Here is a 25811-nt window from a genome sequence, read left to right on the forward strand (position 1 = left end):
GTTTTCTGTACATCATCTGCGGCTCGCGCTTGAATGCACCGTCACAGCAAGCTGCACCGAAGAATTGGCGTTGAAATCCTGTCAGGCCGCCCGCAACAGTTACAGAGTTACAACAGGCGGCGGCTGCGAAATCGCTGCCTCCAAGTAGGCGAATATATTTCAGTGTTTGGGGTTCAAATGGGTTTGGCAATGAAATCTTTATCAATCAAGCGAGCAACCATGTCGGTACTTGCACTGCTTGTGGCCTCTGCACCGAATGTCGGCGCCGCCGAATCGCTGGCGGGAAGCAAGGGCGACAGCCGCTTTCCGGTCTATTTTGCACCGGGTACAATCGGAGGCTGCGGCAAGAATTACAAGGACTATGTGGCGGCTGGCGGTCACTCGGCCTATGCGATGACGCCATTCAACTGGGCAACCGAATTCACTATTTGCGGTGCTTATCTGAATGCAACATCCCAGAAGGCTGCGGAGGCGCTGGCGTTGAAATCCTGCCAGTCCGCGCGCAGCAAGTACAAGGTCACGACTGCAGGGGCCTGCGCCATAGCTGCCTCCAAATAGACCGACACTCGTCGGCCTTCGACGTATTCAATGGGTGGGAAAAATGAAATCTATAAGCGTCAAACAAGCAGTCTTCTCGCTGATAACCGGGTTGCTTCTAATCTCGAGCCCCAATGTCGGCGCGGCGGAATCGCTGGCTGGAAGCAAGGGCGACGTCCGCTTCTACCCGTATTTTCCGGCGACCGCGGATCGGCCATGCACCAAGGCATATAAGGCCTATGTGGCGGCCAGCGGCCATTCAGCTTATGCGACCACTCCGTATTCCCGGGTGCGTTCGTTGTACATCCTGTGCGGCTCGCGCTTGAATGCGCCCTCGCAAAAGGCTGCCGAGGATATGGCGATGAAATCCTGCCAGGTCACCCGCGACCGTTACAGGGTCACGACCGGGGGAGCTTGCGAAATCGCGGCCTCAAAGTAGGCAGACCTCGCTTGCCTACCCTTTGACCGCCAGACTACAAAGCAGGGCATTGCCGCAGTTCGCGTGACGAGAATTCGCGCCGTTGGCGGCAGCTCTGCCTGTGGAGGCCCGATGTTCGCCAAGATCCTGATCGCCAACCGTGGCGAGATCGCCTGCCGGGTGATCCGCACGGCACGCAGGATGGGTGTGCGCAGCGTCGCCGTCTATTCCGACGCCGACGATCGCGCCTTGCATGTCGAAATGGCCGACGAAGCGGTGCATATCGGCGGCTCTCCCGCCAACGAAAGCTATCTGCGCGGCGACAAGATCATCGCGGCGGCCTTGGCCACAGGTGCCGAGGCCATCCATCCGGGCTACGGCTTTCTTTCGGAAAACCCTGATTTCGTCGACCAGGTGGTCGCGGCGGGGCTGATCTTCATTGGCCCGTCGGCGGCCTCGATCCGCGCCATGGGACTGAAGGACGCGGCCAAGCGGCTGATGGAAAAGGCCGGCGTGCCTGTCGTTCCGGGCTACCATGGCGAAGCGCAGGAGATCGTGTTGCTCGCCTCCAAGGCGCGCGAGATAGGCTACCCCGTACTGATCAAGGCGCGCGCCGGCGGCGGCGGCAAAGGCATGCGGCGCGTCGAGCATCCCGATGATTTTTCGGAAGCACTGTCGGGCGCGCGGCGCGAGGCGAAAGCCGCGTTCGGTGACGACCGCGTCTTGGTGGAAAAATATGTCGACAAGCCTCGCCACATCGAAGTGCAGGTGTTTGGTGACAATTTCGGCAACGCCGTGCATCTTCACGAACGTGACTGCTCGGCACAGCGCCGCCACCAGAAGGTGATCGAGGAGGCGCCTGCCCCGGGCATGACGCCGGCACTGCGCAAGGCGATGACCGAGGCGGCGGTGAAAGCCGCCAAGGCAATCCACTATTCCGGCGCCGGTACCATCGAGTTCATCGTCGATGCCTCGCAAGGTCTGAAGGCCGACCGTTTCTGGTTCATGGAAATGAACACCCGCCTGCAGGTCGAGCACCCCGTCACCGAAATGGTCACCGGCATCGACCTGGTCGAGTGGCAGTTGCGGGTAGCCTCCGGCGAAAAACTGCCGAAGACGCAGAGCGAGATCGCGCTCTCCGGCCACGCCTTCGAGGCGCGTATCTATGCCGAGGACGCGGCAAGAGGGTTTTTGCCGGCGACCGGCACCTTGCACCATTTGAAATTTCCGCAGCCGGCACCGGAGGGTGCGACCATGCGCATCGAAACCGGTGTGCGCGCCGGCGATGCGATTTCGCCGTTTTACGACCCGATGATCGCCAAGCTGATCATCCACGGCAAGGACAGACGGGCAGCGCTCACAGCGCTTGGCGCGGCGCTGTCGCAGACAGAAATCGCCGGCTCAACGGTCAACACTGGCTTTCTTGCCGCGCTGGCCGCTGATGCGGATTTTGCGGCGGGCGATGTCGATACCGGCTTGATCGCCAGGCATCAGCAGGCATTGACGGCGGTTCCGCCGCCGGGCGGTGAGACGATTGCCGCCGCGGCACTTGCCGCGTCCGGTGCGCGCGACTTGCCGTCCTCGGACGATCCCTGGTTGTCGCTGGCCGGCTATGCGCATTTCCACGCTGTAGTGCGGCGCATGCTGCTGAAGTTTGGCGAGCAGGAGATCGTCACGCGCGTGTCGGTGCGGCCGGACGGACGGTTCGAGGTGGCGCTGGATGCGCCCTATGACAGCGTCAATTCGTATGATCTTCGCGCCGCGCCTCGCCTCGCCCGCTGGCCGGGCCACGTCACGGTCTTCGATGGTGCAATCGGCTACGGTTTTGCCGTGCCGGATCCGCTGGCGCGAACCGACGAAGCCGCCGCCGCTTCCGGCAGCCTGCGCGCGCCAATGCCCGGCCTGGTCAAATTGGTGCGTGCAGCCAGAGGCGAGTCCGTGATCAAGGGCCAGCCGCTGCTGATCCTGGAGGCGATGAAGATGGAGCACACCATTGCCGCGCCCCATGACGGGGTTATCGCCGAGATTGCTGCCGAAGGCGCGCAGGTAACCGACGGCACCGTGCTGGTTCGCTTTGCCGAGGAACCTCAGTTGACTGCTGTTTCCCTATCCACAAAGTGATCTCGAACGCGTGACAAAGGCGTCGCCAAAAACAACATGGCCGGGTTTGACCCCGGCCATGTTCAATTACAGCAGCGCGTCTTGCGGCGCCGCGGCCATCACGGCTGGATCGGCGCGTATTTGCCGTCGTGCCACTGGTTGATGTCGTAGCTGGCGTTTTTGAGGTCGCCCTTCTCGTCGAAGGTGACTGACCCGACAACCGTGCTGATCGGCTGGCCGTTCTTCAACGCTTCGGCGACTTTTGCCGGATCGTCGCTGCCGGCGCGTTTGATGCCTTCGGCGAAGGCCTGGATCACCGCATAGGAAAACAGCGTGAAGCCCTCCGGCACGAAGCCGCCGGCCTTGATCTTGGCGATGGCTTCCTTGGCTTCGGGCTTCGCCTGCGGATCCGACGGGAAGACGAACATGGTGCCTTCGCCGGCCGGACCGGCAACCTGCCAGAATTCCGGCGAAGCGATCGAGTCCGGCATGATCAACTGGAACTTGAGGTTCTGCTCCGCCGACTGGCGCAGGATCAGGCCGGCTTCGGGGTGATAGCCGCCGAAATAGACGACGTCGGCTTTCAGCTCCTTGAGCTTGGTAACAAGAGCGGAATAGTCCTTCTCGCCGGCGTTGATGCCCTCGTAGAGGATCTCTTTGAGACCGTTCTGGTTCATCGTTGCCTTGACGGCATCGGCCACGCCCTGCCCATAGGCGCTCTTGTCGTGCATGATGACGACGTTCTTGCCGGCATATTTCTTGGCGATCCATGGACCGATGAAAGCGCCCTGCGCATCGTCGCGCGTATAGAGGCGCATGATCGTCGGCCAGCCGGCCTTCGCCGCTGCGTCGGTTAGTACCGGGTTCGAGGAAGCCGGACTCATCATCAGCGCACCGGCTTCGGCGTAGACGGCGGAGGCCGGGATGCTGGAGCCCGAGCAGGCGTGGCCATCGATGAACTTGACACCATTGGCGATGATGCGGTTGGCGACCGAAACCGCCTGCTTCGGATCGCACTGGTCGTCCTCGATGTCGAGCTTGATCTGGCGGCCGTCGACGCCGCCCGCCGCGTTGATCGCGTCGGCGGCGGCTTGCGCGCCCTGCTTGAACTGATCGCCGATGGTGGCAAGCTGACCGGTCATCGGTCCGACCACCGAAAAGGTGATGTCGTCGGCGAAGGCTACCGGCGCGGTCATCATTAGGCCAAATATGGCGGCGCTCAAAATACTGAATTTCTTCATGGTGACACAACTCCTCCACTCTCGCGCGACCATCCCGGCCGCGCCTCTTCCAGAGTGGCGGGAGAATTTCATCCTTCACCGGGGCTGTCTAGACGCATCGTCGGCACTCGATTGGGCCTGCAACACGCAGTCCCAAAGACAAAGCCGCGCCAGCCTTGTTCCGGCCGGTCGCGGCTTTTGCCATGAGCTTCCCAACGAATCGGTGCCAGGACCCGCTCGCCTTCCCTGTCTATTGCACAGCTTGCCGCCGTGTTCTTGATCTTGTTGGCTCAGCCGTCTTGCGCGGCCTTGATTGTTCGGGCCCGGCCCTCTGCGCGGCCTTGACCCGAAGCATCCCTGTTGTGAGGTCAGTACCCTTGTGAAGTCGATGCCGGCGAATTCAGTGCATCGTCATCCATTCGCGAGCTTCGCGCAGCGCCTTGGCGATCTCGACCTTCGACATGGCGGCAGACAATTCGGAGCGCAGTTCCGCGGCGCGGGCCGAACCCTTGATCGCGGCGATGTTGAACCATTTGTGGGCGGCGACGACATCGGTCTCGCAATCGCGGCCAGTCGCATACATCATGCCCAACTCGAAAAGAATATCGGCCTGGGCAGTTGCCCCCATGGCGCCGAAGCCGGCTTCAAGCATTTCAAAACGTGCCATTTCAAATCCCCTGTTCTGGCTCCCGAGAGCTGTCTCCGTCTGTCCCTCGGTGTCCTTGATTACCGTCGGGGGCGGCCGCTCTTTCGATGCTTTCGAGAATGCCCCGGAGGCTTGAATCCGTCGTTAAATGGCGTGCTTAATTTGAGGAAACCAAAGCTAAAACAAGAGGTAAACGCGAAAATTCGTTAAGGATACAAAGCCAGCAATCGCGCCGGTTTGCACAAGATTTGAAGAAAACTTGCGAGGCGCGGATCAAGACTCCGCTAACCACAGAAGACAAAGACGTGTGCGGCCCGTTTCATTTTTCGCCGGCGCGGCCGTTCGGGAGCGGGCAAAAACCCGCAACCCTTCGCGGCACCGCTTTTGTTTTTCCGGGAGCTGGACTAGCTTACGTTTGCGTAAGGGGCAGACATCCGGGACGGAGCCCAATTGGACTTACCTGAGGGAGGAAAGATATGTTTCGACAAGTGAGCCTGGCCCTCGCGGCCGCAATAATGATGACCGGCGCGGCGTGGGCCGATCCGATCGAAGGCAATTGGAAAACGCAAGCCGGATCGACTGCCGCCATTTCGGGTGGCGGCGGGGCATTTTCGATTACGCTCAAATCTGGCAAATTTGCCGGCAAGAACATCGGTTCACTGAAGGTTGCCGGCGACAACAAATATGCCGGCACCATAACCGACCCGGAAACCGACAAGACCTATTCGGGCAAGGCTTCGCTTTCCGGCAGTTCGCTCAAGATGAGCGGCTGCGTGCTCGGCGGGCTGATCTGCAAGAGCCAGACCTGGCACAAGCTCTGATCGTGCCCTTCCTGCCGGGGTGAGCGGGGCCAGTCGGCCCCGTTTTCATGTTATCGGTCTCGCAGCCATGGCGTCGCCATGGGTCGCTGCACTCAAAGCGGACCCTCTCAGAGATCATCAACCATTTTTGAACCGCAGATGAACGCCGGGATCAGAGCCGGTTCAGCCGGGGCAAGGCATTGTCATGCGTGTTGAAGGAGACACCGCGCAATGCTTGCCCGCCGCTTCACCATCGTCTGCCTGCTGATGAGCCTGTTCGGCATGTTGTTCGCCGTCCTTGTCGCCGAAGCCGGCCGGCCGTCCCGCTCCTGGGACGTCGCCAGTTCCTGCCGACTCGGTTGCTTGAACCATCTTCACCACTGAAACGACAAAGAGCTGAACCTTTAGAGAAAGCAAAACGCCAATGAACCGCTCGCCGCCAACACCCTCAAGACGCTTCGGCTGCTGCCGCGCGCGGCGCTCATCCTGACTGTTCTTTCGGTACCGGTACTGGCCGCGCCGACGATGCGCACCAATGCCGGCTCGACGATCGAGGCGCCTGCGTTGAGGAAGTCAGGCCTCGGCTTTGTGCTGCTGGTTAGCCTGCAGCGCGGTTAGCAGACCGAAAAACGCCGACAGCGCGTATTGAGGCCGCCTTACCCCCTCCCAACCGCGCGTCCAACTCTCTATATTGGGTCATGGAAAAGCGAATCTATCCCCAAGCCATTGAATCGGTGGTCACGCCGGAGCCGTTTGGCCGGCAGAGCTTCAACGACGCCAAGAAGGCCGTCGCGGCCCTACAGGTGCTTTACGACCGCAACACCAAGTTCCTGCGCGATTCATTTGCCGCGCTCGCCGCGGGCGGCGACAACAACAAACGTTACCGGGCTTTCTATCCGGAGATCGGCGTCACCACGAGTTCCTTCACGCAAATCGACTCGCGGCAGGCCTATGGCCACATGCCGACGCCGGGGCATTTCTCAACCACCGTCACCCAGCCTGCTCTTTTCGAAAGCTACCTCACCGAACAGCTTCGGCTGATCATGCGCAACCACGGCGTTCCCGTCACGGTTTCGGAATCGACCACTCCCATCCCGCTGCATTTCGCCTTCCTCGAAGGCACGCATGTCGACGGCACTGCTGCCGAGCGCATCAAACGGCCGATCCGTGACCTGTTCGACGTGCCGGATCTCGACGGCACCGACGACCAGATCGCCAACGGCACGTTCGAAGTGGCATTGGGCGAGGCACGGCCGCTGGCGCCGTTCACCGCGCAACGGATCGACTATTCGCTGCACCGGATGTCGCATTATACGGCGACTAGTCCCCAGCATTTCCAGAACTTCGTGCTGTTCACCAACTACCAGTTCTACATCGACGAATTCGTCGCCCGTGCACGCGAATTGATGGCCAATGGCGGTGACGGATATGTCGAGTTCGTCGAGCCGGGCAACATCGTGACCAAAGCAGGGGACGGCGCGCCCGGTGAGGGTGCTGCGCCGCCTCGCCTGCCGCAGATGCCGGCCTATCATCTGAAGAAGCCGAATCATGGCGGCATCACCATGGTCAATATCGGCGTTGGGCCTTCCAACGCCAAGACGATCACCGACCATATTGCGGTGCTCCGGCCGCATGCCTGGGTGATGCTCGGCCATTGCGCCGGCCTGCGCAACACGCAGGCGCTCGGGGATTATGTGCTGGCCCATGCCTATGTACGAGAAGATCATGTCCTCGACGACGATCTTCCGGTCTGGGTGCCGATCCCGCCGCTAGCCGAAATCCAGGTGGCTCTGCAGGAAGCGGTCGCCGAGGTCACCGGGCTTTCCGGATATGATCTCAAGCGCATCATGCGCACTGGCACCGTCGCCACTATCGACAACCGCAATTGGGAGCTGCGCGACCAGCGCGGGCCGGTCCAGCGGCTGTCGCAGTCACGGGCGATCGCGCTCGACATGGAATCGGCGACGATCGCCGCCAACGGCTTCCGCTTCCGGGTGCCCTATGGCACGCTGCTTTGCGTATCCGACAAGCCGCTGCATGGCGAATTGAAGTTGCCGGGCATGGCGACCGAGTTCTACAAGCGGCAAGTAGCGCAGCACCTGACCATCGGCATCAGGGCGATGGAGAAGCTGGCTGAAATGCCGATGGACCGACTGCATTCGCGCAAACTCAGGAGCTTTTCGGAAACTGCCTTCCAGTAAATGCCGAATCGCATGTGTCTGTCCAGGTCAGGACATTTCGTCATCTTGATTGAGCCGCACTTCTGCCGATAGACAAGGCGATGGCACGTGTTCGGGACATGACGGTTGCGCTGGCATTCGTCGCAATGCTTGCACTCTCGGCCGCGCTGGTGGCCGGGTTCTTCGGATCGCTGCATCCGGCCCTCGATTCCTTTGCTCATTTCCGCGTGCATTTTTCGGTGCTGATGGCGCTTTGCGCGCTGCCGCTGCTCACCACCTCGTTTCGCCTGCAGGCCGCGGCCGCATTGCTGTTTGCGATAGCCTCCTTTGCCACCACGTCGAATGCCTTGCCGCTTTCGCGGCTATGGCAGGTGCAGGCCGCCTACGAAGCCAAACCCGGTGACGAGCCAGTCTACCGCCTGCTGCAGATGAACCTCAGGTTCAACAATCCAACGCCTGAGAAGGTGCTGTCGCTGATCGGCCGGACCCAGCCTGATGTGATCACCCTCGACGAGGTGTCCGAGATATGGAAGGCAAAGCTTGGGCTGCTATCCGGCGCCTATCCCCACCGGATCCTCTGCCCATATCCCAATGGCGTGTTCGGCGTTGCGCTGCTGTCCAGACGACCGTTTGCCATAGGCACGGAGCCGCACTGCGACAGCCGCGGCGCGATGGCGATCGCCACGGTCGATTTCGGCGGAACCGACGTCGATGTCGCCGCCATCCACCTCACCTGGCCATGGCCGCACAACCAATCACGGCAGATTGGAGGGTTGTCTGGCGAAATCGCCTCGCTTGGCGAGACGTCAATCCTGGCAGGCGACTGCAACGCAGCGCCATGGAGCGCCGCCGTCCGGCGCGTCGCATCGCTTGGCAAGCTGACTGTAATGCCGTCGGTCGGGCCGACCTGGCTCTACAGAAGGCTGCCGGATTTCCTGCGCTTCGCCGGACTGCCGATCGACCAGGTTTTCAGCAAGGGCGCCATCGTTATCCGTTCGGCGTCGACCCTTGAGGACACCGGCTCAGACCATCTGCCGGTGCTGGTGGAGTTTTCGCTACGGTCGGATGAACAAAAGCCGCTCGACGAGCACCAGACGGCGACCGCGCTTGCGGCGCTGCCTGGCGGGACGCGAAGCTGAAAATCCGCAGTCCAATCTCGACCTGGCTTATTACTGGCCCACAAAAGCGCGGATGAGGTGCTCGACAGGGCCGCCGTCGCGATGCTCGTGCGCATCGAAGGCGATCTGCTTTGCCTCGTATTCGGCATAGATGGCATTGATCCGGCGCTTTGCCTCGCGACGTGCCTCGAAACAGTGCGGGTCATCACCGACTGTCAGCCCTCGAAGCGACTTTTCGGTGGCCCGCATCATCTGTCTGGCGATGCGGCCATGGGTCTCTTCATGGGCGCGGACGCCAGCGAAGAACCGCTTCCAGCGCTTCTGCAGCGCAGGCGACGTGGCTGAGACTAGTTTGGGATAGGTATAGAAGAGATTGAGCGTCCCGTTGGCCTGGCGCAGGCGGCAGACGCCGTTTTCCCGATGGGCGTCGAAGGTCCAATCATCGACGCTGTAGCCGGTCTGCGCGATGGCGTGGGTCATGAAGCCGTGCTTCGGCCCACTGCGATCCATGGCCTCGATCAGGGCCGCGCCGGTGGTTCCGGCAATGTTGTAAGTTCGTGTCTTGACCAGCACCTTAGTGCCGGCCAAGGCTGCAGGGGCGCACAATGCCCCGATCGCCACAACGCTCGTCAGAACTGCCAGGCGCATTTTTCCTTCCTCCCTGTCGCCGCAGAAAGGAAACACAGGCAGGCGGTTTATTCAACAATCCTACGGTTGCGCTGCTTCTCATCTTGTTTAGTCCGGAGCAAACCTTGTGACTTACATGTTCTGGTAGACCGGGCCCTCGCCGCCCTGTGGCGGCACCCAATTTATGTTCTGGTTCGGGTCCTTGATATCGCAGGTCTTGCAGTGCACGCAGTTCTGCGCGTTGATGACGAAGCGCACATCCTTGGCCGCAGGATCGGCGGCGGCATTGCCATCCTTGTCGACCCATTCGTAGACGCTGGCCGGGCAGTAACGCGTCGAGGGTCCCGCATAGACGTCATGCTCGGAGCGCTTCTGCAGGTCCATGTCGGCGACGAGCAGATGCACCGGCTCGTTCTCCTCGTGGTTGGTGTTGGACAGGAACACCGACGACAGCCGGTCGAAGGTCAGCACCCCGTCCGGCTTCGGGTAGGCGATCTTCTGGTGCGCGGCGGCCGGTTCCAGCGTCGCATAGTCGGCCCTGCCGTGCTTCATCGTGCCGAAGGGCGAGAAGCCGAACAGCGTGTTCAGCCACATGTCGAGGCCGCCAAGGCCGACGCCGACAATGGTGCCGAAGCGCGACCATAGCGGCTTGACGTTGCGCACTTTCTTCAGGTCCTTGCCGATATCGGTGGCACGCCAGGTGGCCTCGTAGGAGGCCAGCTCGTCATTGGTGCGGCCGGCGGCTATCGCATCACAGACATGCTCGGCCGCCAGCATTCCGGAGAGCACGGCATTGTGCGAGCCCTTGATGCGCGGCACGTTGACGAAGCCGGCCGCGCAGCCGATCAGCGCACCGCCGGGGAAGGACAGTTTCGGCACCGACTGCCAGCCGCCTTCGGTGATGGCGCGGGCACCATAGCCCAGCCGCTTGGCACCCTCGAAGGTGCCGCGGATCGCCGGATGGGTCTTGAAGCGCTGGAACTCGTCAAAGGGCGACAGATAGGGGTTCTTGTAGTTCAGGTGAACGACGAAGCCGACTGCCACCTGGTTGTCCTCGAGATGGTAGAGGAAGGAGCCGCCGCCGGTCTTCATATCGAGCGGCCAGCCGAAGGAATGCTGGACAAGGCCGGGCCGGTGGTTTTCCGGTTTGATCTGCCAGAGTTCCTTGAGGCCGATGCCGTATTTTCCGGGCTCACGACCGTCGGAAAGGTGGTGTTTGGCGATCAGTTGCTTGGCCAGCGAGCCGCGCGCGCCCTCGCCGATCAAGACATATTTGCCCATCAGCGCCATGCCCGGCGCAAAGCCCGGACCGTGCGTGCCGTCCTTCTCGACGCCCATGTCGCCGGTGACGACGCCGGTGACCGCACCGGCCTCGTTGTAGAGCAGGCCGACCGCGGCAAAGCCCGGATAGATCTCGACGCCCAGCGCCTCGGCCTTGGTCGCCAGCCAGCGGCAGACATTGCCGAGCGAGACGATATAGTTGCCGTGATTGTTCATCAGCGGCGGCATCAGGATATTGGGCAGACGGAACGAACCGGCGGGGCCGAGAACCAGGAAATGGTCGTCGGTGACCGGTGTCCTGAAGGGATGACCCTCCTCTTCGCGCCAGCCGGGCAGCAGCCGGTCGATGCCGATCGGATCGACGACGGCGCCGGACAGGATGTGCGCACCGACTTCGCCGCCCTTTTCCAGCACGACGACGGAAAGCTCGGGATTGACCTGCTTGAGACGGATCGCGGCGGCGAGGCCGGCCGGGCCGGCGCCGACGATGACCACGTCGAATTCCATGCTTTCGCGTTCGATATCGCTCATCGATCCCTCACTGGCTCGCTATTCCCGGCATCTTGCTGGCTCACGCGCTGCATAGCGCATCAAATAGCGACGGGAAACCGGCGCGGACGTGACAATACCGATTTCGTCAAAAAGTCGCGTCCTGCCGCACAGATTCGCGGTGACGAGCATCAATCTTCAATCCTATTCCGTTTGCACAGATATGTCGCACTGATGTTTTTAATTGTTCGACGGCTTGCTTATCGGCCATACTTCCCGCCATGCGCATATTCGGGCCGGCTGGCTTTTCATCGACGCGCTTTTTTTTCACGCCCGGCCGGTTTTGCCGTGCGGCGCTCTTGGCGCTTCTGCCACTGACGGCCCTCGATGCCCGTGCCGAGCAGCAACTGGTCTGGGCGACCGGCGCCTATTCCTTTTCCGACGAGCGCGGCGGTTTCCGCATCACCGGGGCTTCCGGCATCGGCACGAAGGAGGATCCGCTGGTCATCACCGAAGAGCTGAATTCAGCGACGCCGGTAACGCTGGCCATTCGCACAACAAGGCCGATCCAGCCGTTCGGCAAGGCGGGAGACTTCGCCAATGGTCTGATGTATATGCGCATCGACGTGCTCAACAATAGCGGCCAAGCCTGGGTCGAGTTCCAGTTCGAACTCCAGGAGATCCTCGACCAGCCGAGCGTGTTCGGCGACGGCCTGTCGTTCGACCAGCGCAACAAAACGCCCGAAAATATCTGGTCGAGCAGCTACGCCGATTTCGACCGCAATTTCGAACCGTATGACCGCCTGCTGTTCAAGAACGGCAAGATCGACCCGCTGAAGACCGCCAGCTTCTATTTCCTGATCACCGACTACACGCCGCGCTGGACGTTCTATCTGGTGCAGGATCCGCGCATACCGTCGAGCTGAACTTGCAAATTCAAGCTCCGCGGCCGAATGTGAAACCATGACTGCCGCCCCCCACACTAGCCGAGCCGATCTCGCCGAGCTGCTGGCCTTCTACGCCAGCGCCGGCGTCGACGAGGCACTTGAAGAACAGCCGATAAACAGGTTTGCAGAAGCCAGGCCGCCGGAGCGGGCGCCTGCGGCGGCCGCTCTGCCGGCCGGTGAAAATGCATCGCCTCATCGCTCGACGAGCGTGTCGCGCGCCGAAATGGGCGAGAGACCGAATACGGCACCGGCAGTGCGAACGTCCCCGGCCATGTCAACGGTGCCCGACGAGGCGCAGGCGGCATTGGCGCGGCAACTGGCGAGATCGGCGGCAAGCCTCGACGAGCTTCGCCAGCACATGGCGGCATTCGACGGCTGCAATCTTAAATTCACCGCCAAGAACCTGGTATTCGCCGACGGCAATCCGACTGCCGCGGTGATGCTGGTCGGCGAAGCGCCGGGCCGCGACGAGGACATAGAGGGCTTGCCGTTCGTCGGCCGCTCGGGCCGGCTGCTCGACCGCATGCTGGCCGCGATCGGTCTTGACCGGACATCTGCCTACATCGCCAACGTGATTCCCTGGCGGCCGCCGGGCAACCGCACGCCGACGCCGCACGAGACCGAGATCTGCCGGCCGTTCATCGAGCGGCAGATCGAACTGGTCAATCCGAAGGTGCTGGTCAATCTCGGCGGCCCGTCGGCAAAGACCCTGCTCAACACCTCCGAAGGCATATTGCGGCTGCGCGGCAACTGGCGCGTCCACACGACCCCGTCTGGCGTCGCCATTCCCGCCATGCCGACCCTGCATCCGGCCTATTTGTTGAGAACGCCGGCGCACAAGAAGCTGGCGTGGCGGGATTTCCTCGAAGTGAAGGCGAAGTTGCGGGCACTTGGGTAACGGTGCAGAACGCGTCTTCCGTCCTCCCCTTGCGAGGAAGGAAGGGCGGCATCATGACCTAGCAGGTAATTGAAATGCGCCCACTTCCGGCCTAGTCATCTCGTCATGACAGCAGCCCAGATTTCCGCCGGCAGTCTCATTCGCGAATGGCGTACACGCCGGAGCATGAGCCAGCTCGACCTTGCTATGGAGGCCGAGATCTCGCAGCGGCATCTGAGTTTCGTGGAAAGCGGCCGCGCCGCACCCTCGCGTGATATGGTGTTGCATCTGGCAGAGCAGCTCTCGATCCCGCTCAGGCAGCGCAACCAGCTGCTGCTGGCCGCCGGCTTTGCCCCGAGCTTCAGCGAACGACCACTTGACGATGCCTCGATGGCACCGGCGATGGCGGCGGTCGAGACCGTGCTCAAGGCGCACGAGCCGTTCCCGGCGCTTGCCGTGGACCGGCATTGGAACCTGGTGTCGGCGAACGCCGCCATCGGCCCGTTCCTCGCCAATGTCGCCGACGCCTCCCTGCTGAAGCCGCCGGTCAACGTGTTGCGCCTCAGCCTGCATCCCGGCGGCATCGCGCCGCGCATCGTCAACCTTGCGGAATGGCGGACGCATCTTCTGGAGCGGCTGAAGCGGCAGAACGACGCTGCCGCCGATCCGGTTCTGGTCGAGATCGAGCGCGAGCTTCGGGCCTATCCGTCCGGCCTTAAAAGCAGCCGGCCGGCGCCGGTCGAACCGAACGCGATTGTCCATCCGCTCAAGCTTGCCCATGGCGACGCGGTGCTGTCGTTCATCAGCACCATCACCGTGTTCGGCACGCCGCTCGACGTGACGCTGTCGGAGCTGGCGATCGAATCTTTTTTCCCCGCCGACGAGCAGACGCGGGCGGTGCTGATGCGGCTGGCGAAAGAGCGGACCGACGCAGCGGGCTGATCACCCTTCCGGCGCGACGGCCTTGCGGGTGCGGGTGCGTTCGAGACCCAGCTGGCGCTCGCGCCAGATGATGAAAATCCCCGCCGCAACCACGATCACGCCGCCGACCAGCATGTTGATCGTGGCGACGTCGCCAAAGACCAGATAGCCGACGACGACGCCGAGGATCATCGAAGTGTATTCGAAAGGTGCTACGACGGAAGCCTCGGCATGGCGATAGGCCGAGGTCATCAGGATCTGGCCAAGCCCGCCGCAAAAACCCGCGGCAATCAGAAGCCCCGCCTGTGCTGGCGTCAGCGCCTGCCAACCGAATGGCAGCGAAAGCAGCGCCATGACGCTCGCGGTTACCGAAAACCACAGCACGATGGTCGCCGTCCGCTCGCTCTGGACGAGGTTGCGAACCAGGAGCATGGCGATGGCCGAGATTGCCGCGGCTATGAGGGCGGCGATGACGCCAAGCACCTCCTGATCGCCAAGGGCAGCGCCCGAACTGAGCAGCGTCAGTTCCGGCCACGAGATGATCAGCACCCCGACCAGGCCGACGGCAACCGCACTCCAGCGATAGATGCGGATGGCTTCGCCGAGGAAGATCGAACTGAACACCACGACCAGCAGCGGCTGCGCGTAGTTCAGTGTGATCGCCTCCGGCAGCGGCAGCCGCGTCAGCGCGAAGAAGCCGAGCCCCATGGCACAGACACCGACGACGCCGCGCGCAATGTGGTTGAGCGGGCGCTTTGTCGAAAAGGCGGTTCCGAGTTTTCCCTGGAAGGCGAGGAAGGCGATGATCGGAAAAATGGCAAAGAAGGAGCGGAAGAAGACGATCTGGCCCGCCGGCACGGTGCCTGCCGCCTTGATGCAGGACGACATGCCGACGAAGACCGCCACCGATACGATCTTGAGCAAGATCCCGGTCAGCGTGCTGTGCTCGCCGGCAAGGTCGCCAGCTGCAAGCACTGGCAAATCCGGTCTGGCTGTCACGCCCCTTTTGCTTCCTCGATCGCCGCCCAGATGCACGCCGGCGTTGCCGGCATGTCGATATGCCTGATGCCGTAGGTGCGGTAGAGCGCGTCGGTCACCGCATGGAGCGCGGCAGGCGTCGACCCGATCGTACCCGCCTCCCGCGCGCCCTTGATGAAGGCCATATCCTCACGACGCAACACAAAGGCGCCCGTTCCGAATTTCGGCGTGACGACGGTCATGGAAGCCTCGCGATGATGCTTGGGAAATGATCGCCTGAAATAGACGTCGCTGCAGTTTTGTCGAGGGAACGTTTCGTGTAAAGAGCGCAGACTTCAAATTATTTGGACCAGCGGACCCGCCCGCCGCTCCCGGATCGACAGGAAAAATCAAGGAATGCGCACAGATACCGGCCAGGTCTTCAAGCTCGAAGACTATCGCCCCAGTGATTATCTCATTCCGGAAACCAGCCTGACTTTCCGCCTTTCGCCTGAAGCAACGCATGTGACCGCCGTGCTGACGGTCGAACGCCGCGACGGGATTGCGGCGTCGGTGCCACTGGTGCTGGATGGCGACGGGCTGACGCTCCGCAGCATTGCCATCGACGGCCAGGAGCCGAGCCCTGCGGATTTTCTCGTCACGCCCGATCAACTGACAATCATCAGCCCCCCTGCGACAAGGTGCTTCCAGCTGAGAATTGAAACCGTGTTGGCGCCGGCGCAGAACGAAGCGCTAATGGGCCTCTATCGCTCGAGCGACGTCTATTGCACGCAATGCGAGGCCGAAGGCTTTCGCCGCATCACTTATTTCCTCGACCGTCCCGACATCCTGTCGGTCTATACGGTCCGCATCGAAGCTCAGCGCCGTGAGGCGCCGCTGCTTTTGTCCAACGGCAACCCGGCCGATGGCGGCGAGCTTGCCGGCGGCTGGCACTATGCGGTCTGGCACGACCCCTTCCCCAAGCCGTCCTATTTGTTTGCGCTGGTGGCGGGCGACCTCGGCAAGATCTCGGACAGTCTCGTCACCCTGTCTGGCCGCAAGGTCGAGCTCGGAATCTATGTCGAACCGGGCAAGGAGAGGCTCGCCGGCTACGCCATGGACGCTTTGAAACGGTCAATGAAATGGGACGAGGAGGCATTCGGCCGCGAATACGACCTCGATGTCTTCAACATCGTCGCCGTGTCCGACTTCAATATGGGCGCAATGGAGAACAAGGGCCTCAACATCTTCAACGACAAGTACGTTCTTGCCGACCAGGAAACTGCGACCGACGCCGATTTCGCCAATATCGAAGCCATCATCGCGCATGAGTATTTCCACAATTGGACAGGTAACAGAATCACTTGCCGCGACTGGTTCCAGCTTTGCCTGAAGGAAGGGCTGACGGTTTTCCGCGACCACGAATTCTCGGCCGATCAGCGCTCGCGCGCCGTCAAGCGCATCGCCGAGGTGCGTACGCTGCGCGCCCATCAGTTTCCCGAGGACCAAGGGCCGCTGGCGCATCCGGTCCGGCCTCGCCGCTACCGCGAGATCAACAATTTCTACACGGCGACGGTCTACGAAAAAGGCTCGGAAGTCGTGCGCATGATCCATACCATCCTCGGCGCCGAGACGTTCCGCGCCGGCATGGACCTCTACTTCGAACGTCACGACGGCCAGGCGGCGACGATCGAAGACTTCATCAAAGTGTTCGAAGACGTCTCAGGTCGCGACCTGTCGCAGTTTTCGCTGTGGTATCATCAGGCCGGTACGCCGAACCTGACCGTCAGTTCGGCGTATAATCCGGCGGCGCGGGAATTCACGCTCGAAATCGAGCAGTCGGTGCCGCCAACACCGGCGGAAAGCCGAAAGCGGCTGATGCACATTCCGCTTGCCTTCGGCCTGGTTGGCGCCGGTGGCGAGGCGATAGCCCATAGCGGCGTCGAAGGGGCGAATGTCGAGGACGGTGTCATCCATATCCGCAAACGCCGCCATGTCGTCAGGTTTTCCGGGATTGTCGAGCGTCCGGCCATGTCGCTCAACCGCGGCTTTTCGGCGCCGGTGACACTTTCGGTCGAGCAGCGGCCCGACGACCAGTTTTTTCTGGCTGGCCACGACAGTGACGCCTTCTCGCGCTGGCAGTCGTTCAACACGCTTTTGACCGATGCGCTGATTGCCGGTTTCCGCCAGATCCTGGACCACAGGCCAACCGAGATCAGCGCCCGGCTGACCGAGCTTGCCGGCAAGACAGCCGGCGACGAAGCACTCGAACCCGCCTATCGGGCACTGGCCCTGGCGCTGCCCGGCGAGGCCGATATCGCCCGCGACATCGGCAAGAACATCGACCCCGACGCCATTTTCGCGGCGCGCGAGGCGCTGGCAGTTGCGATCGCCGAGGCCAACCGCGAGATATTCTCCAAACTTTACGATCGGCTCGCCGACAATGGCCCGTTCAGCCCGGACGCGGCCAGTGCCGGGCGGCGGGCTCTGCGCAATGTCCTGCTGGACTATCTCTCCTTGCTGCCGGGAGGTGCGGGACTCGCTGCCGGGCACTTCCAATCGGCGACCAACATGACGGATCGTGCCGCGGCGTTGACCGTTCTTGCGCACCGTCACCATGGCTCACCTGAGGCGACCATGGCACTGGCCGATTTCGAGGCGAAATATGGAACCGATCCGCTGGTCATGGACAAATGGTTCCAGACCCAGGCCAGCGTGCCCGGCCCGCAAACCGTGGACGCGGTGCGCGCCTTGACCAGCCACCCGGCGTTCTCGATGGCCAACCCGAACCGGGTACGGGCACTCATCGGTACGTTTTCCAGCGCCAACCAGACCGGCTTCCATCGCGCCGACGGCCAAGGCTACCGGCTTTTCGTCGAAACGGTGCTGCAGGTCGAAAAACGCAACCCGCAGGTGGCCGCCAGGCTGGCGACGGCGCTCAGGTCGTGGCGCTCGCTCGAACCGGTGCGGCAGGCCAAGGCAAGGGAGGCGTTGCTTTCGATCGCCAATACCGAGAAGCTGTCGGCCGATTTGCGAGACATCGTCGAGCGCACCCTGGCGTAAGCGACCTCCCGTTCTCCCCTTGTGGGAAAAAGGGAAGACCACCCGAAAACCCCATTATTTTAGTCGATTTTTAATCTTTTTTCGTCGCGCCTCTGGACAAGGCGAATCACCTTTGATTCTTTAGTGACGATTCGGAAGTGCGGCGTTGCCGGATCGTCAAGCGGGACAGAAAATCGGGGAGTGCCATTTATGGCGAAGGCGGACGCGTGGGGCGCGCCCGGTGGGACGGCGTTTGAGCGTCGCGAGGCGCGAAGCGACGGTCTCGCGGGCAATACGCGGCTCATCGCCGAACCTGCCTACCGACGGCTGCTGGCAGCCGAGCCGCTGTTGCGGCGATCGATCCCGGCCCTCATCATCATGTTTCTGTTGATCATCGCAGTACTGCGCTTTCTGTCGCTGATGAACGAGCGCGACGAGATCGAGCGCGACGCCAAGGCGATCCTTGCGCTGGCCGCCGGCCAACTGGCCAGTTCGATCGCCGACGCGACCATGGTTTCCGCGCCCGGCGCGATCCAGGACCTGCTGGAGAGCACCGGTCGTCAGGGCGCGATGGGCCGAAGCCACGTACTGGCGATCACCGATAGCGCCTTCAAGATCATTGCCGTATCGCCGCAGTCGATGCACTGGGAGGGGCGATCGCTCGATGGCGTCGTGCAGGGCGGGCAGCCGCTGTTCATGTTCGGTGACCGCGCCGGGGTAATGGAGGTCAACATCGGCGGACAGGACTGGTACGCGGCAGTGAGCCTGGCGAATGGCCGAAGGGGTGCCGCGGCAGCGTTCGTGCCGCAGGAGGCAGTTTTTGACGCCTGGCGCAAGACGGTCTCACTCAACGTCACGCTGTTCGTGCTGACGGCCGGCGTGCTGATCATCATCCTCTACGCCTATTTCGGCCAGGCGGCGCGCGCCCAGGCCGCCGATCGCATCTATCTCGAAGCCCACCAGCGCATCGACATGGCGCTGGTGCGCGGCCGCTGCGGCCTGTGGGATTGGGACATGGTGCGCGGCAAGATGTACTGGTCGCGCTCGATGTACGACATGCTGGGCTACGAGCCTTGTGACACGATGCTGTCGTTCGGCGAAGTCGATGAAATCATTCATCCCGAGGACGGCGATTTGTTCGAACTCGCCAACAGGATCGTCGCACGCGAGATCGACCATATCGACCAGGTGTTCCGGATGCGCCATGCCGACGGGCAATGGGTTTGGATGCGCGCAAGAGCACACGTTATCGACCCGGAAGCGCCGGAGATCCAGCTGATCGGCATCGCCGTCGACGTCACCGAGCAGCGGCATCTGGCGCTGCGCTCCGAAGCGGCGGACCTGCGCCTGAGGACGGCCATCGAAAACATCAACGAATCTTTCGTGCTGTGGGATTCGTCCGAGCGCCTGATCATGTGCAATTCCAAATACCAGCAGGACAACGGCCTGTTGGATCGCGACGTGATGCCGGGCGCTCCGCGCGCCGTTCTGGAGGAACGCATGCTGGCCTTCGCCTCGGAGCGGCGGCTTGCCAACACCAACGGACCGCAGGGAGGCGTGACCTTCGAGCGCCAGCTTGCCGACGGCCGCTGGCTGCAGGTGAACGAGTTGCGGACAAGGGACGGCGGTACCGTCTCTGTCGGCTCCGACATCACCCAGATCAAGCTGCACCAGGAGAAGCTGGTCGACAGCGAGCGCCGGCTGATGGCGACAATCCATGACCTCAGCCTTGCCCGCCGCGCGGAAGAAGAACGGGCTCGTGAGCTCGTCGAACTCAATCGCAAATACATGAAGGAAACCGAGCGCGCCGAAGCGGCAAACCGGGCCAAATCCGAATTCCTGGCCAACATGTCGCACGAGTTGCGGACCCCGCTCAACGCGATCATCGGCTTCTCGGAACTGATGGAACGGCGGCTGTTCGGGCCGCTCGGTTCGCCGCGCTACGAAGAGTATGCCACCGACATCAACGGCAGCGGCAAATATCTTCTCGGTGTGATCAATGACATCCTCGACATGTCGAAGATCGAGGCCGGCCAGTTCGCCCTGGATCAGGAAGAAATCGATCTCTGCCCGCTCATCAGGGAGACTGTTCGCGTCGTTTCTCTGCAGGCGGCGGAAAAGTCGATCACCGTCGAAACCCGCATCGCCGATTCGCTGACGCTGTTCGCCGACCGCAGGGCGATCAAGCAGATCCTCATCAACCTTCTGTCCAATGCGGTGAAGTTCACCGGGCAAGGCGGCCACATCTCGGTCAGAGCCCGCAGCATTTCCGCCGCGCTGATCCTGACGATCGAGGACAATGGCTGCGGCATCCCGAAGGCGGCGCTGAGCAAGCTCGGGCGGCCATTCGAACAGGTGCAAAACCAGTTCTCCAAGAGCCATGCCGGCTCCGGCCTCGGCCTCGCCATCTCGCGCTCGCTGGCCGAGCTTCAGGGCGGCGCGTTGAAGATCCGCTCGACCGAAAGCGTCGGCACGATCGTCTCGGTACGCATCCCGATCAAGAAAGCCGCGCAGGCGGTCAGGGCCGCTGCCTGAATGACAAAATAAGTCTCCGGCGGCTCGCACCGCCGGAGCGTTATCAATTCTCACTGCATGCCGTCAGTGCCATCATTGCCCTCGCCGTCCCATTGGCGGTGACCGCCGGGACCCTTCGGCAGTTCGTTCTTCTCGATTTTCCCGTCATTGTCACGGTCGAGCATGGCGAAGACCTTCTTCTGGCGGCTTGTGATGTCATCGGCGGTCAGCGTGCCGTCGCCCTTGGTGTCGTAACGGGCGATGATGCGCCTGGCCATCTGCTCGAAGCGTGCTTTCTCCAGCGCGTCGGCGAGCTGTGCCACGGTCAGCTTGCCGCCATTGTCAGCGACCATCTTCTTCAGCCGCGCGTTCATGGCGTCGGAGAACTGGTCGAAGGTGATGGTGCCGTCATTGTCGTTCATGACCTTGCCGAGGCGCATCATCATGCCGTCGCGCGGCCCGGCCCCGGAGTGCTCGTCTGCATAGGCAGCGGTGCCGACGGCGCCGGCCAGGGCTGCGAAAACGAGTGCAAGTCTGGTCGTCTTTCTCATGGTCTTCTCCTGTTGCGTCGTCACCCCCGATGCTAGAGCGGCGGACCTTCAATCCCCGCTCTATCTCTTTGATTGAACATCGGAACCTCCCAAAGCAGGTCGCAATTTTGGGCCCGATGCTCTCGCCCGTACGGCTGGTTGCCGTCACGGTTTTTTCGCACGAAGCAGAAGGTCGAAATCCTTTCTGACCTTCTGCGACGTCTCCCCGAGATGCGCTTCAAGCACCCCGAAATCTGGCAGGTCGGTGACGGCCAGAAGCAGATCCGAAAGCCCTGGCGGAACGTCGTCGCGTTCGAACGCGCCGGTGAGGCAAAGCCGTATCATCTGGGTCAGCGCCAGATAGAGCGAATAGGCATCCACCAGTTCCTGCCTGACCTGGGCGCTGGCGAAATCCGGCGCCAGGCGCGACAGGACCTCAGCCGTGCCGGTGGCCCTGCGGCCTGCCTCGATCTTTCCGGTGATCAGCGCAACCTGGGCAATGAATTCGAGATCGATGAGGCCGCCCGGGATCAGCTTGATGTCCCAGGGATCGCGCGGCGGCTTCTCCTTGTCGACCATGGCGCGCATCTCGGATGCCTCGGCCATCACCTTGGCTGGATCGCGCGGCAGAGCGAGCACTGCGGCAACCTCTCCCTCGACCTCGCGGCAGAGCTCGGCATCGCCGCCGATCGCGCGGGCGCGCGCCAGCGCCATGTGCTCCCATGTCCAGGCGTCCTGGCGCTGATACTTCTTGAAGGCGTCGACATGGGTGGCCACCGGCCCCTTGTTGCCGGACGGCCGCAGGCGAAGGTCGAGCTCGTAGAGCACGCCCTCGGCGGTCGGCGCGGAAACGGCGGCGATCAGCCGCTGTGTCAGCCGGCTGTAGTAATGCGACGGGGCAAGCGGCTTGTCGCCGTCGGACTCCTCCGCATCGGCGTCGTGATCGTAGAGCAGGATGAGGTCGACGTCGGAGCCCGCCGTCAGTTCGCGGCTGCCGAGCTTGCCCATGCCGAGCAGCGCGACCCGGCCGCCGGCAATATAGCCATGACGCAAAGCGAATTCCGCCATCACCGCCTGCAATGCCGCCTCGATGGTCAGGTCGGCGAGATCGGAAAAAGCGCGGCCGGCGCGCGGCGGGTCGATCGACCCGGCAAGCAGCCTGACGCCGATCAGGAATTTTTGCTCCGAAGCAAAGATGCGCAGCCGGTCGAGCACGTCTTCATAGGCTCTGTCGCCTTCGAGGAAGGCGGCAAGGCGCGCCGACAGATAGGCGCGGTTTGGCAGTTCGCTCAGCAGCGCCGGATCGAGCAGCCCATCGAAGACATGCGGCCGGCGCGTGATGATGGCGGCCAGCCGCGGTGCCGCGCCCATGATAGTCGCCATCAGCTTCAGCAAAGCCGGATTCGACTGCAGCAGCGAAAACAGCTGGATGCCGGCAGGCAGGCCGGCAAGGAATTCGTCGAAGCGGATCACTGCCTCGTCCGCCCGCCGCGTCTGGCCGAAGGCTTGCAGCAGCGCCGGCGTCAGTTCGGTCAGCCGCTCGCGCGCTTCCGCCGACCTGGTGACGCGGTAGCGGCCGAAGTGCCAGCCGCGGATAACCCGGCAGATGTCGCTCGGCCGCTGGAAGCCGAGCCGCTGCAAGGTCTGCAAGGTATCGGGATCGTCGACGTCGCCGGTAAAGACCAGATTGCCGATGCCGGCCGAAAGCTCCGGCGCGGTTTCGAACAGCGCTGCATAGTGGCGCTCGACCTGGTGCAGCGCCGCGCGGAACGTTTCGGCAAAGCCTGCCGCATCGGCAAAGCCCAGCATGCGGGCGACGCGCTCCAGCCCCTCTTCGTCCTCCGGCAGGATATGCGTCTGCTGGTCGGCAACCATCTGGATGGCATGTTCGACGCGGCGCAGGAACCAGTATTGCCTGGTGAGCGCATCGCGCGCGTCGGCGGTGATCCAGCCGCGGGCGGAGAGCTCGCCGAGCATCGACACGGTCTCGCGGCCGCGCAGTTCGGGAAAGCGGCCGCCGGCGATGAGCTGCTGGGTCTGGACGAAGAACTCGATCTCGCGGATGCCGCCGCGGCCGAGCTTCACGTTGTGGCCCTTGACCGCGACCTCGCCATGGCCCTTGTGGGCGTGGATCTGGCGCTTGATCGAATGGACGTCGGCAATCGCCGCATAGTCCATGTATTTGCGCCAGATATAGGGCTGCAGCTCCTTCAGGAACGCGGCGCCGGCGGCAACATCGCCGGCCACCGGGCGCGCCTTGATCATGGCGGCGCGCTCCCAGTTCTGGCCGCGCGCCTCATAGTAGCGCAGCGCCGCCTCGACCGGGATCGCCAGCGGCGTCGAGCCGGGGTCGGGACGAAGCCTGAGATCGGTGCGGAAGACATAACCATGCTCGGTGCGGTCCTGGAGAATGCGGACCAGCCGGCGGGTCAGGCGCGAAAACAGCTCGGTTGCATCGAGCGGATCGACGACAGCTGGCGCATCGGGGTCGAAGAAGACGACGAGGTCGATGTCGGAGGAAAAGTTCAGCTCATGCGCGCCGAGCTTGCCCATGCCGAGCAGAATCCAGCCCGAGCGTCGCGCCGGATTTTTGGCATCCGGCAATCGGAGCTTGCCTTGCTCATGCGCGTCGCGGAGCAGGAAATCGACAGCCGCACGGGTGCAGGCGTCGGCAAGGTCGCTCAGTCGCCGCACCGTCAGCGAGGTCTCGGCTTCGCCGGCGAGATCGGCCAAGGCGATCAGGAAATGCGCCTCCGCCTTGCATTGGCGCAGCTCCATCATCAGGCTGCTTTCGGAGACGGCCTGTACGCGTGCTGCCTTGTCGACCGCGGCGCCGATCGATGATAGCCGCGCCTCGATGGTCTCGTCGAAAAGCGCATCGAGTCTCCGCGGCCGGCGGCGCGCGGTATCGCGCAGGAACGGCGACAGGTCGAACACGGCGGCGAGGAAATCCTGGACGACCCCCTTGCCTGCCAAGAATTTCGCCAGTCGCGGCAGTTCTTTTTGCCGCGCGGCGTCGGCGATCTCCGACAATCCCTGCCTGGCGCGGCTTGCATCCAGCGGAACGAGCTTTATCGCCGGCTTCAACAGCCAGTCCGTTTCGAGGCGTCGCACTGCCATCCTCGCCACCATCAGCGATCCTCCCGCCCGGGAAAACTCATGACGACGGACAATCCGGGATTGCCGGGCAGAAGCTCAAGCCGTCCATTGTGGAACGTCACGATCGCCTTGGCGAGGCTCAAGCCAAGGCCGGAACCCGGCTGCGAGCGGCTCTTTTCCAGCCGCACGAAACGCTCGGTCACCCTGGCGCGGTCGACATCGTCGGGAATGCCCTGGCCGTTGTCGGAGACGGCGAGTCTGATCTCGCTACCGACACGCTCCAGCGTCACGCGAACCGTAGGCCTGGAGGTCGAGTCGGTCGAATATTTGATCGCGTTGTCGACGATGTTGGACAGCGCCTGGCCAATCAGCTCGCGATTGCCGTTGACGGCGAAGGAACCTTGCACCGAAGTTTCGAGCGTCACGCCCGCCTCCTCCGCTACCGGCTCGTAGAGTTCGACGACGTCGTGCACGGCAGCGGCCAGATCAACCCTGGTGGTGCTTTCCGAGGAATAGCCGGCTTCCAGTCGCGAGATCATCAGGATGGCGTTGAAGGTCTTTATCAGCTGATCGGATTCGGCGATCGTTCCTTCCAGCGCCTGCCGGTAGTCGCTGGTGTTGTGCTTGCCGGAAAGCGTCGCCTCGGCGCGATTGCGCAGCCTGGTCAGCGGCGTCTTCAGGTCGTGGGCGATGTTGTCGGAGACCTGCTTCAGGCCCTCGTTCAGCGTGGCGATCCTGGCCAGCATGGAATTGAGGTTTTCCGACAGCCGGTCGAACTCGTCGCCGGCGCCGGTGACCGGCAGCCGGCCGGAAAGATCGCCGCCCATGATGCGGCGGCTCGCCTCCGACACGCTGTCGATGCGCTTCAGCGCCGCGCGCCCGACGAAGAACCAGATCAGCAGCCCGCCGACGCCCATCATGCCGAGCGCCAGCATCAAGGCGCGGCGAATGACGGCGCGGAAGCGCTCCGGCTCGCCGAGGTCGCGGCCGACCAGCATGATCATCTGGTTGGGCAGGCGCAGCACCAGGGCAATGGCGTTGTGGCCTTTCTCGCCTTCGGCCTGAACTTCGCTCTGGGCGGGCTCGTTCGGGTCGGAGACCGGGTTGCGCTGCCGCTCGAGCTCGCCCTCACCGAAGCGGCGGTAGGAGAACGGTTCGATGGTCCAGCCCTCGGCCTCGATCACGCCCGGCTCCAGGCTCTGCACGTTGCCGGTCAGGATCTGGCCGTTGGCATCGGCGATCAGATAGAGATTGGCGCCGGGCTGGCGGGAGCGCTGCTCGACGACACGGACCAGCAGCGGCAAGCCGCCGCGCTGATAGGCGCGGGCGAGGCCGAGCACCTCGTCGTTGATCGTGTCCTGGGTCTGGCCGGTCAGCATGCGCGCCGAGAGCGAGGTCATGTACAAGACCAGCAACACCGCGCACAGCGCAAAAAGCAGAAGATAAAGCGCCGAAAGCCGCGCTGCCGTCGTCTTCATGATGGCCGGCACGGAAAGAGTCATGGGGTT

At 62.8% G+C, this 25811-nt stretch carries 22 protein-coding genes; 12 read left to right on the forward strand and 10 right to left on the reverse strand.

Annotated features, from left to right (window positions below):
• Window positions 1–177 precede the first annotated feature (177 nt).
• The 3 genes from X773_RS59285 (at window position 178) to X773_RS59295 (ending at window position 3076) form a co-directional block, all read left to right on the forward strand.
• Window positions 178–558, forward strand: a complete 381-nt coding sequence (locus X773_RS59285) for a hypothetical protein (protein ID WP_245274740.1) — start codon at window positions 178–180, stop codon at window positions 556–558.
• A gap of 43 nt (window positions 559–601) precedes the next feature.
• Window positions 602–976: a hypothetical protein gene (locus tag X773_RS59290; RefSeq protein ID WP_023677798.1), complete on the forward strand. Its 375-nt coding sequence runs from the start codon at window positions 602–604 to the stop codon at window positions 974–976.
• Between the two features lie 111 nt (window positions 977–1087).
• Window positions 1088–3076, forward strand: coding sequence for an acetyl/propionyl/methylcrotonyl-CoA carboxylase subunit alpha (locus X773_RS59295; RefSeq protein WP_023677799.1), 1989 nt, complete (start codon window positions 1088–1090; stop codon window positions 3074–3076).
• 98 nt (window positions 3077–3174) lie between these two features.
• Here X773_RS59295 and X773_RS59300 read toward each other — a convergent pair whose 3' ends face one another.
• Window positions 3175–4296: a branched-chain amino acid ABC transporter substrate-binding protein gene (locus tag X773_RS59300; protein ID WP_023677800.1), complete on the reverse strand. Its 1122-nt coding sequence runs from the start codon at window positions 4294–4296 to the stop codon at window positions 3175–3177.
• A gap of 379 nt (window positions 4297–4675) precedes the next feature.
• The gene (locus X773_RS59305) at window positions 4676–4942 is read right to left on the reverse strand and encodes a sel1 repeat family protein (protein ID WP_010915070.1); all 267 of its coding nucleotides are present in this window, start codon (window positions 4940–4942) and stop codon (window positions 4676–4678) included.
• Window positions 4943–5397: 455 nt separating this feature from the next.
• Here X773_RS59305 and X773_RS59310 point away from each other — a divergent pair, with 455 nt between their 5' ends.
• From X773_RS59310 to X773_RS59320, 4 genes are all read left to right on the forward strand, one after another.
• On the forward strand, window positions 5398–5742 hold the full coding sequence (locus tag X773_RS59310; RefSeq protein WP_023677801.1) for a DUF2147 domain-containing protein: 345 nt from the start codon (window positions 5398–5400) through the stop codon (window positions 5740–5742).
• A 210-nt stretch (window positions 5743–5952) separates the two neighbouring features.
• On the forward strand, window positions 5953–6105 hold the full coding sequence (locus X773_RS77390; protein WP_023677802.1) for a hypothetical protein: 153 nt from the start codon (window positions 5953–5955) through the stop codon (window positions 6103–6105).
• A gap of 314 nt (window positions 6106–6419) precedes the next feature.
• Window positions 6420–7922 carry an AMP nucleosidase gene (locus tag X773_RS59315; protein WP_023677804.1) on the forward strand — a complete coding sequence of 501 codons (1503 nt, stop codon included), beginning with the start codon at window positions 6420–6422 and terminating at the stop codon, window positions 7920–7922.
• A gap of 80 nt (window positions 7923–8002) precedes the next feature.
• On the forward strand, window positions 8003–9040 hold the full coding sequence (locus tag X773_RS59320; protein ID WP_031212023.1) for an endonuclease/exonuclease/phosphatase family protein: 1038 nt from the start codon (window positions 8003–8005) through the stop codon (window positions 9038–9040).
• Window positions 9041–9070: 30 nt separating this feature from the next.
• On the opposite strand, the gene X773_RS59325 is transcribed toward X773_RS59320, so the two are convergent.
• From X773_RS59325 to X773_RS77395, 3 genes are all read right to left on the reverse strand, one after another.
• Window positions 9071–9667, reverse strand: coding sequence for a DUF922 domain-containing protein (locus X773_RS59325; RefSeq protein ID WP_023677806.1), 597 nt, complete (start codon window positions 9665–9667; stop codon window positions 9071–9073).
• A gap of 111 nt (window positions 9668–9778) precedes the next feature.
• A complete protein-coding gene (locus tag X773_RS59330) occupies window positions 9779–11458 on the reverse strand; it encodes an electron transfer flavoprotein-ubiquinone oxidoreductase (RefSeq protein ID WP_023677807.1) in 1680 nt (559 codons plus the stop codon).
• Between the two features lie 106 nt (window positions 11459–11564).
• Window positions 11565–11747 carry a hypothetical protein gene (locus X773_RS77395; RefSeq protein WP_198023574.1) on the reverse strand — a complete coding sequence of 61 codons (183 nt, stop codon included), beginning with the start codon at window positions 11745–11747 and terminating at the stop codon, window positions 11565–11567.
• Between X773_RS77395 and X773_RS59335 the strand changes: the two genes are divergently transcribed.
• The 3 genes from X773_RS59335 to X773_RS59345 all read left to right on the forward strand — a co-directional run bounded on the left by X773_RS59335 (window position 11698) and on the right by X773_RS59345 (window position 14182).
• On the forward strand, window positions 11698–12342 hold the full coding sequence (locus tag X773_RS59335) for a hypothetical protein (protein ID WP_023677808.1): 645 nt from the start codon (window positions 11698–11700) through the stop codon (window positions 12340–12342). The genes X773_RS77395 and X773_RS59335 overlap by 50 nt on opposite strands.
• Before the next feature lie 37 nt (window positions 12343–12379).
• Complete coding sequence (locus tag X773_RS59340) at window positions 12380–13261, forward strand: uracil-DNA glycosylase (RefSeq protein WP_023677809.1); 882 nt, start codon at window positions 12380–12382, stop codon at window positions 13259–13261.
• 105 nt (window positions 13262–13366) lie between these two features.
• Entirely contained in the window at window positions 13367–14182 is an 816-nt protein-coding gene (locus tag X773_RS59345; protein WP_023677810.1) for a helix-turn-helix transcriptional regulator, read from the forward strand.
• Here the strand turns inward: X773_RS59345 and X773_RS59350 are convergent, their stop codons facing one another.
• The gene (locus tag X773_RS59350) at window positions 14183–15136 is read right to left on the reverse strand and encodes a DMT family transporter (protein ID WP_031212024.1); all 954 of its coding nucleotides are present in this window, start codon (window positions 15134–15136) and stop codon (window positions 14183–14185) included. It abuts the gene before it with no gap.
• 20 nt (window positions 15137–15156) lie between these two features.
• Window positions 15157–15381 (reverse strand): hypothetical protein, encoded by a 225-nt coding sequence (locus X773_RS59355; protein ID WP_023677812.1) that lies wholly within the window; start codon window positions 15379–15381, stop codon window positions 15157–15159.
• A gap of 154 nt (window positions 15382–15535) precedes the next feature.
• On the opposite strand from X773_RS59355, the gene pepN reads away from it, so the two are divergent.
• Window positions 15536–18181, forward strand: coding sequence for an aminopeptidase N (gene pepN / locus X773_RS59360; RefSeq protein WP_023677813.1), 2646 nt, complete (start codon window positions 15536–15538; stop codon window positions 18179–18181).
• A 189-nt stretch (window positions 18182–18370) separates the two neighbouring features.
• Entirely contained in the window at window positions 18371–20695 is a 2325-nt protein-coding gene (locus X773_RS59365; protein ID WP_023677814.1) for a PAS domain-containing sensor histidine kinase, read from the forward strand.
• A gap of 50 nt (window positions 20696–20745) precedes the next feature.
• On the opposite strand, the gene X773_RS59370 is transcribed toward X773_RS59365, so the two are convergent.
• The 3 genes from X773_RS59370 to X773_RS59380 all read right to left on the reverse strand — a co-directional run bounded on the left by X773_RS59370 (window position 20746) and on the right by X773_RS59380 (window position 25805).
• Window positions 20746–21225, reverse strand: a complete 480-nt coding sequence (locus tag X773_RS59370; protein ID WP_023677815.1) for a hypothetical protein — start codon at window positions 21223–21225, stop codon at window positions 20746–20748.
• Window positions 21226–21369: 144 nt separating this feature from the next.
• Window positions 21370–24336, reverse strand: a complete 2967-nt coding sequence (locus X773_RS59375) for a bifunctional [glutamine synthetase] adenylyltransferase/[glutamine synthetase]-adenylyl-L-tyrosine phosphorylase (RefSeq protein ID WP_198023572.1) — start codon at window positions 24334–24336, stop codon at window positions 21370–21372.
• Window positions 24336–25805 (reverse strand): ATP-binding protein, encoded by a 1470-nt coding sequence (locus X773_RS59380; RefSeq protein ID WP_023677817.1) that lies wholly within the window; start codon window positions 25803–25805, stop codon window positions 24336–24338. The genes X773_RS59375 and X773_RS59380 overlap by 1 nt, the downstream gene beginning before the upstream one ends.
• Window positions 25806–25811: the final 6 nt, after the last annotated feature.

The sequence above is a fragment of the Mesorhizobium sp. LSJC280B00 genome (genome assembly GCF_000502835.1).
Classification (GTDB): Bacteria; Pseudomonadota; Alphaproteobacteria; order Rhizobiales; family Rhizobiaceae; genus Mesorhizobium.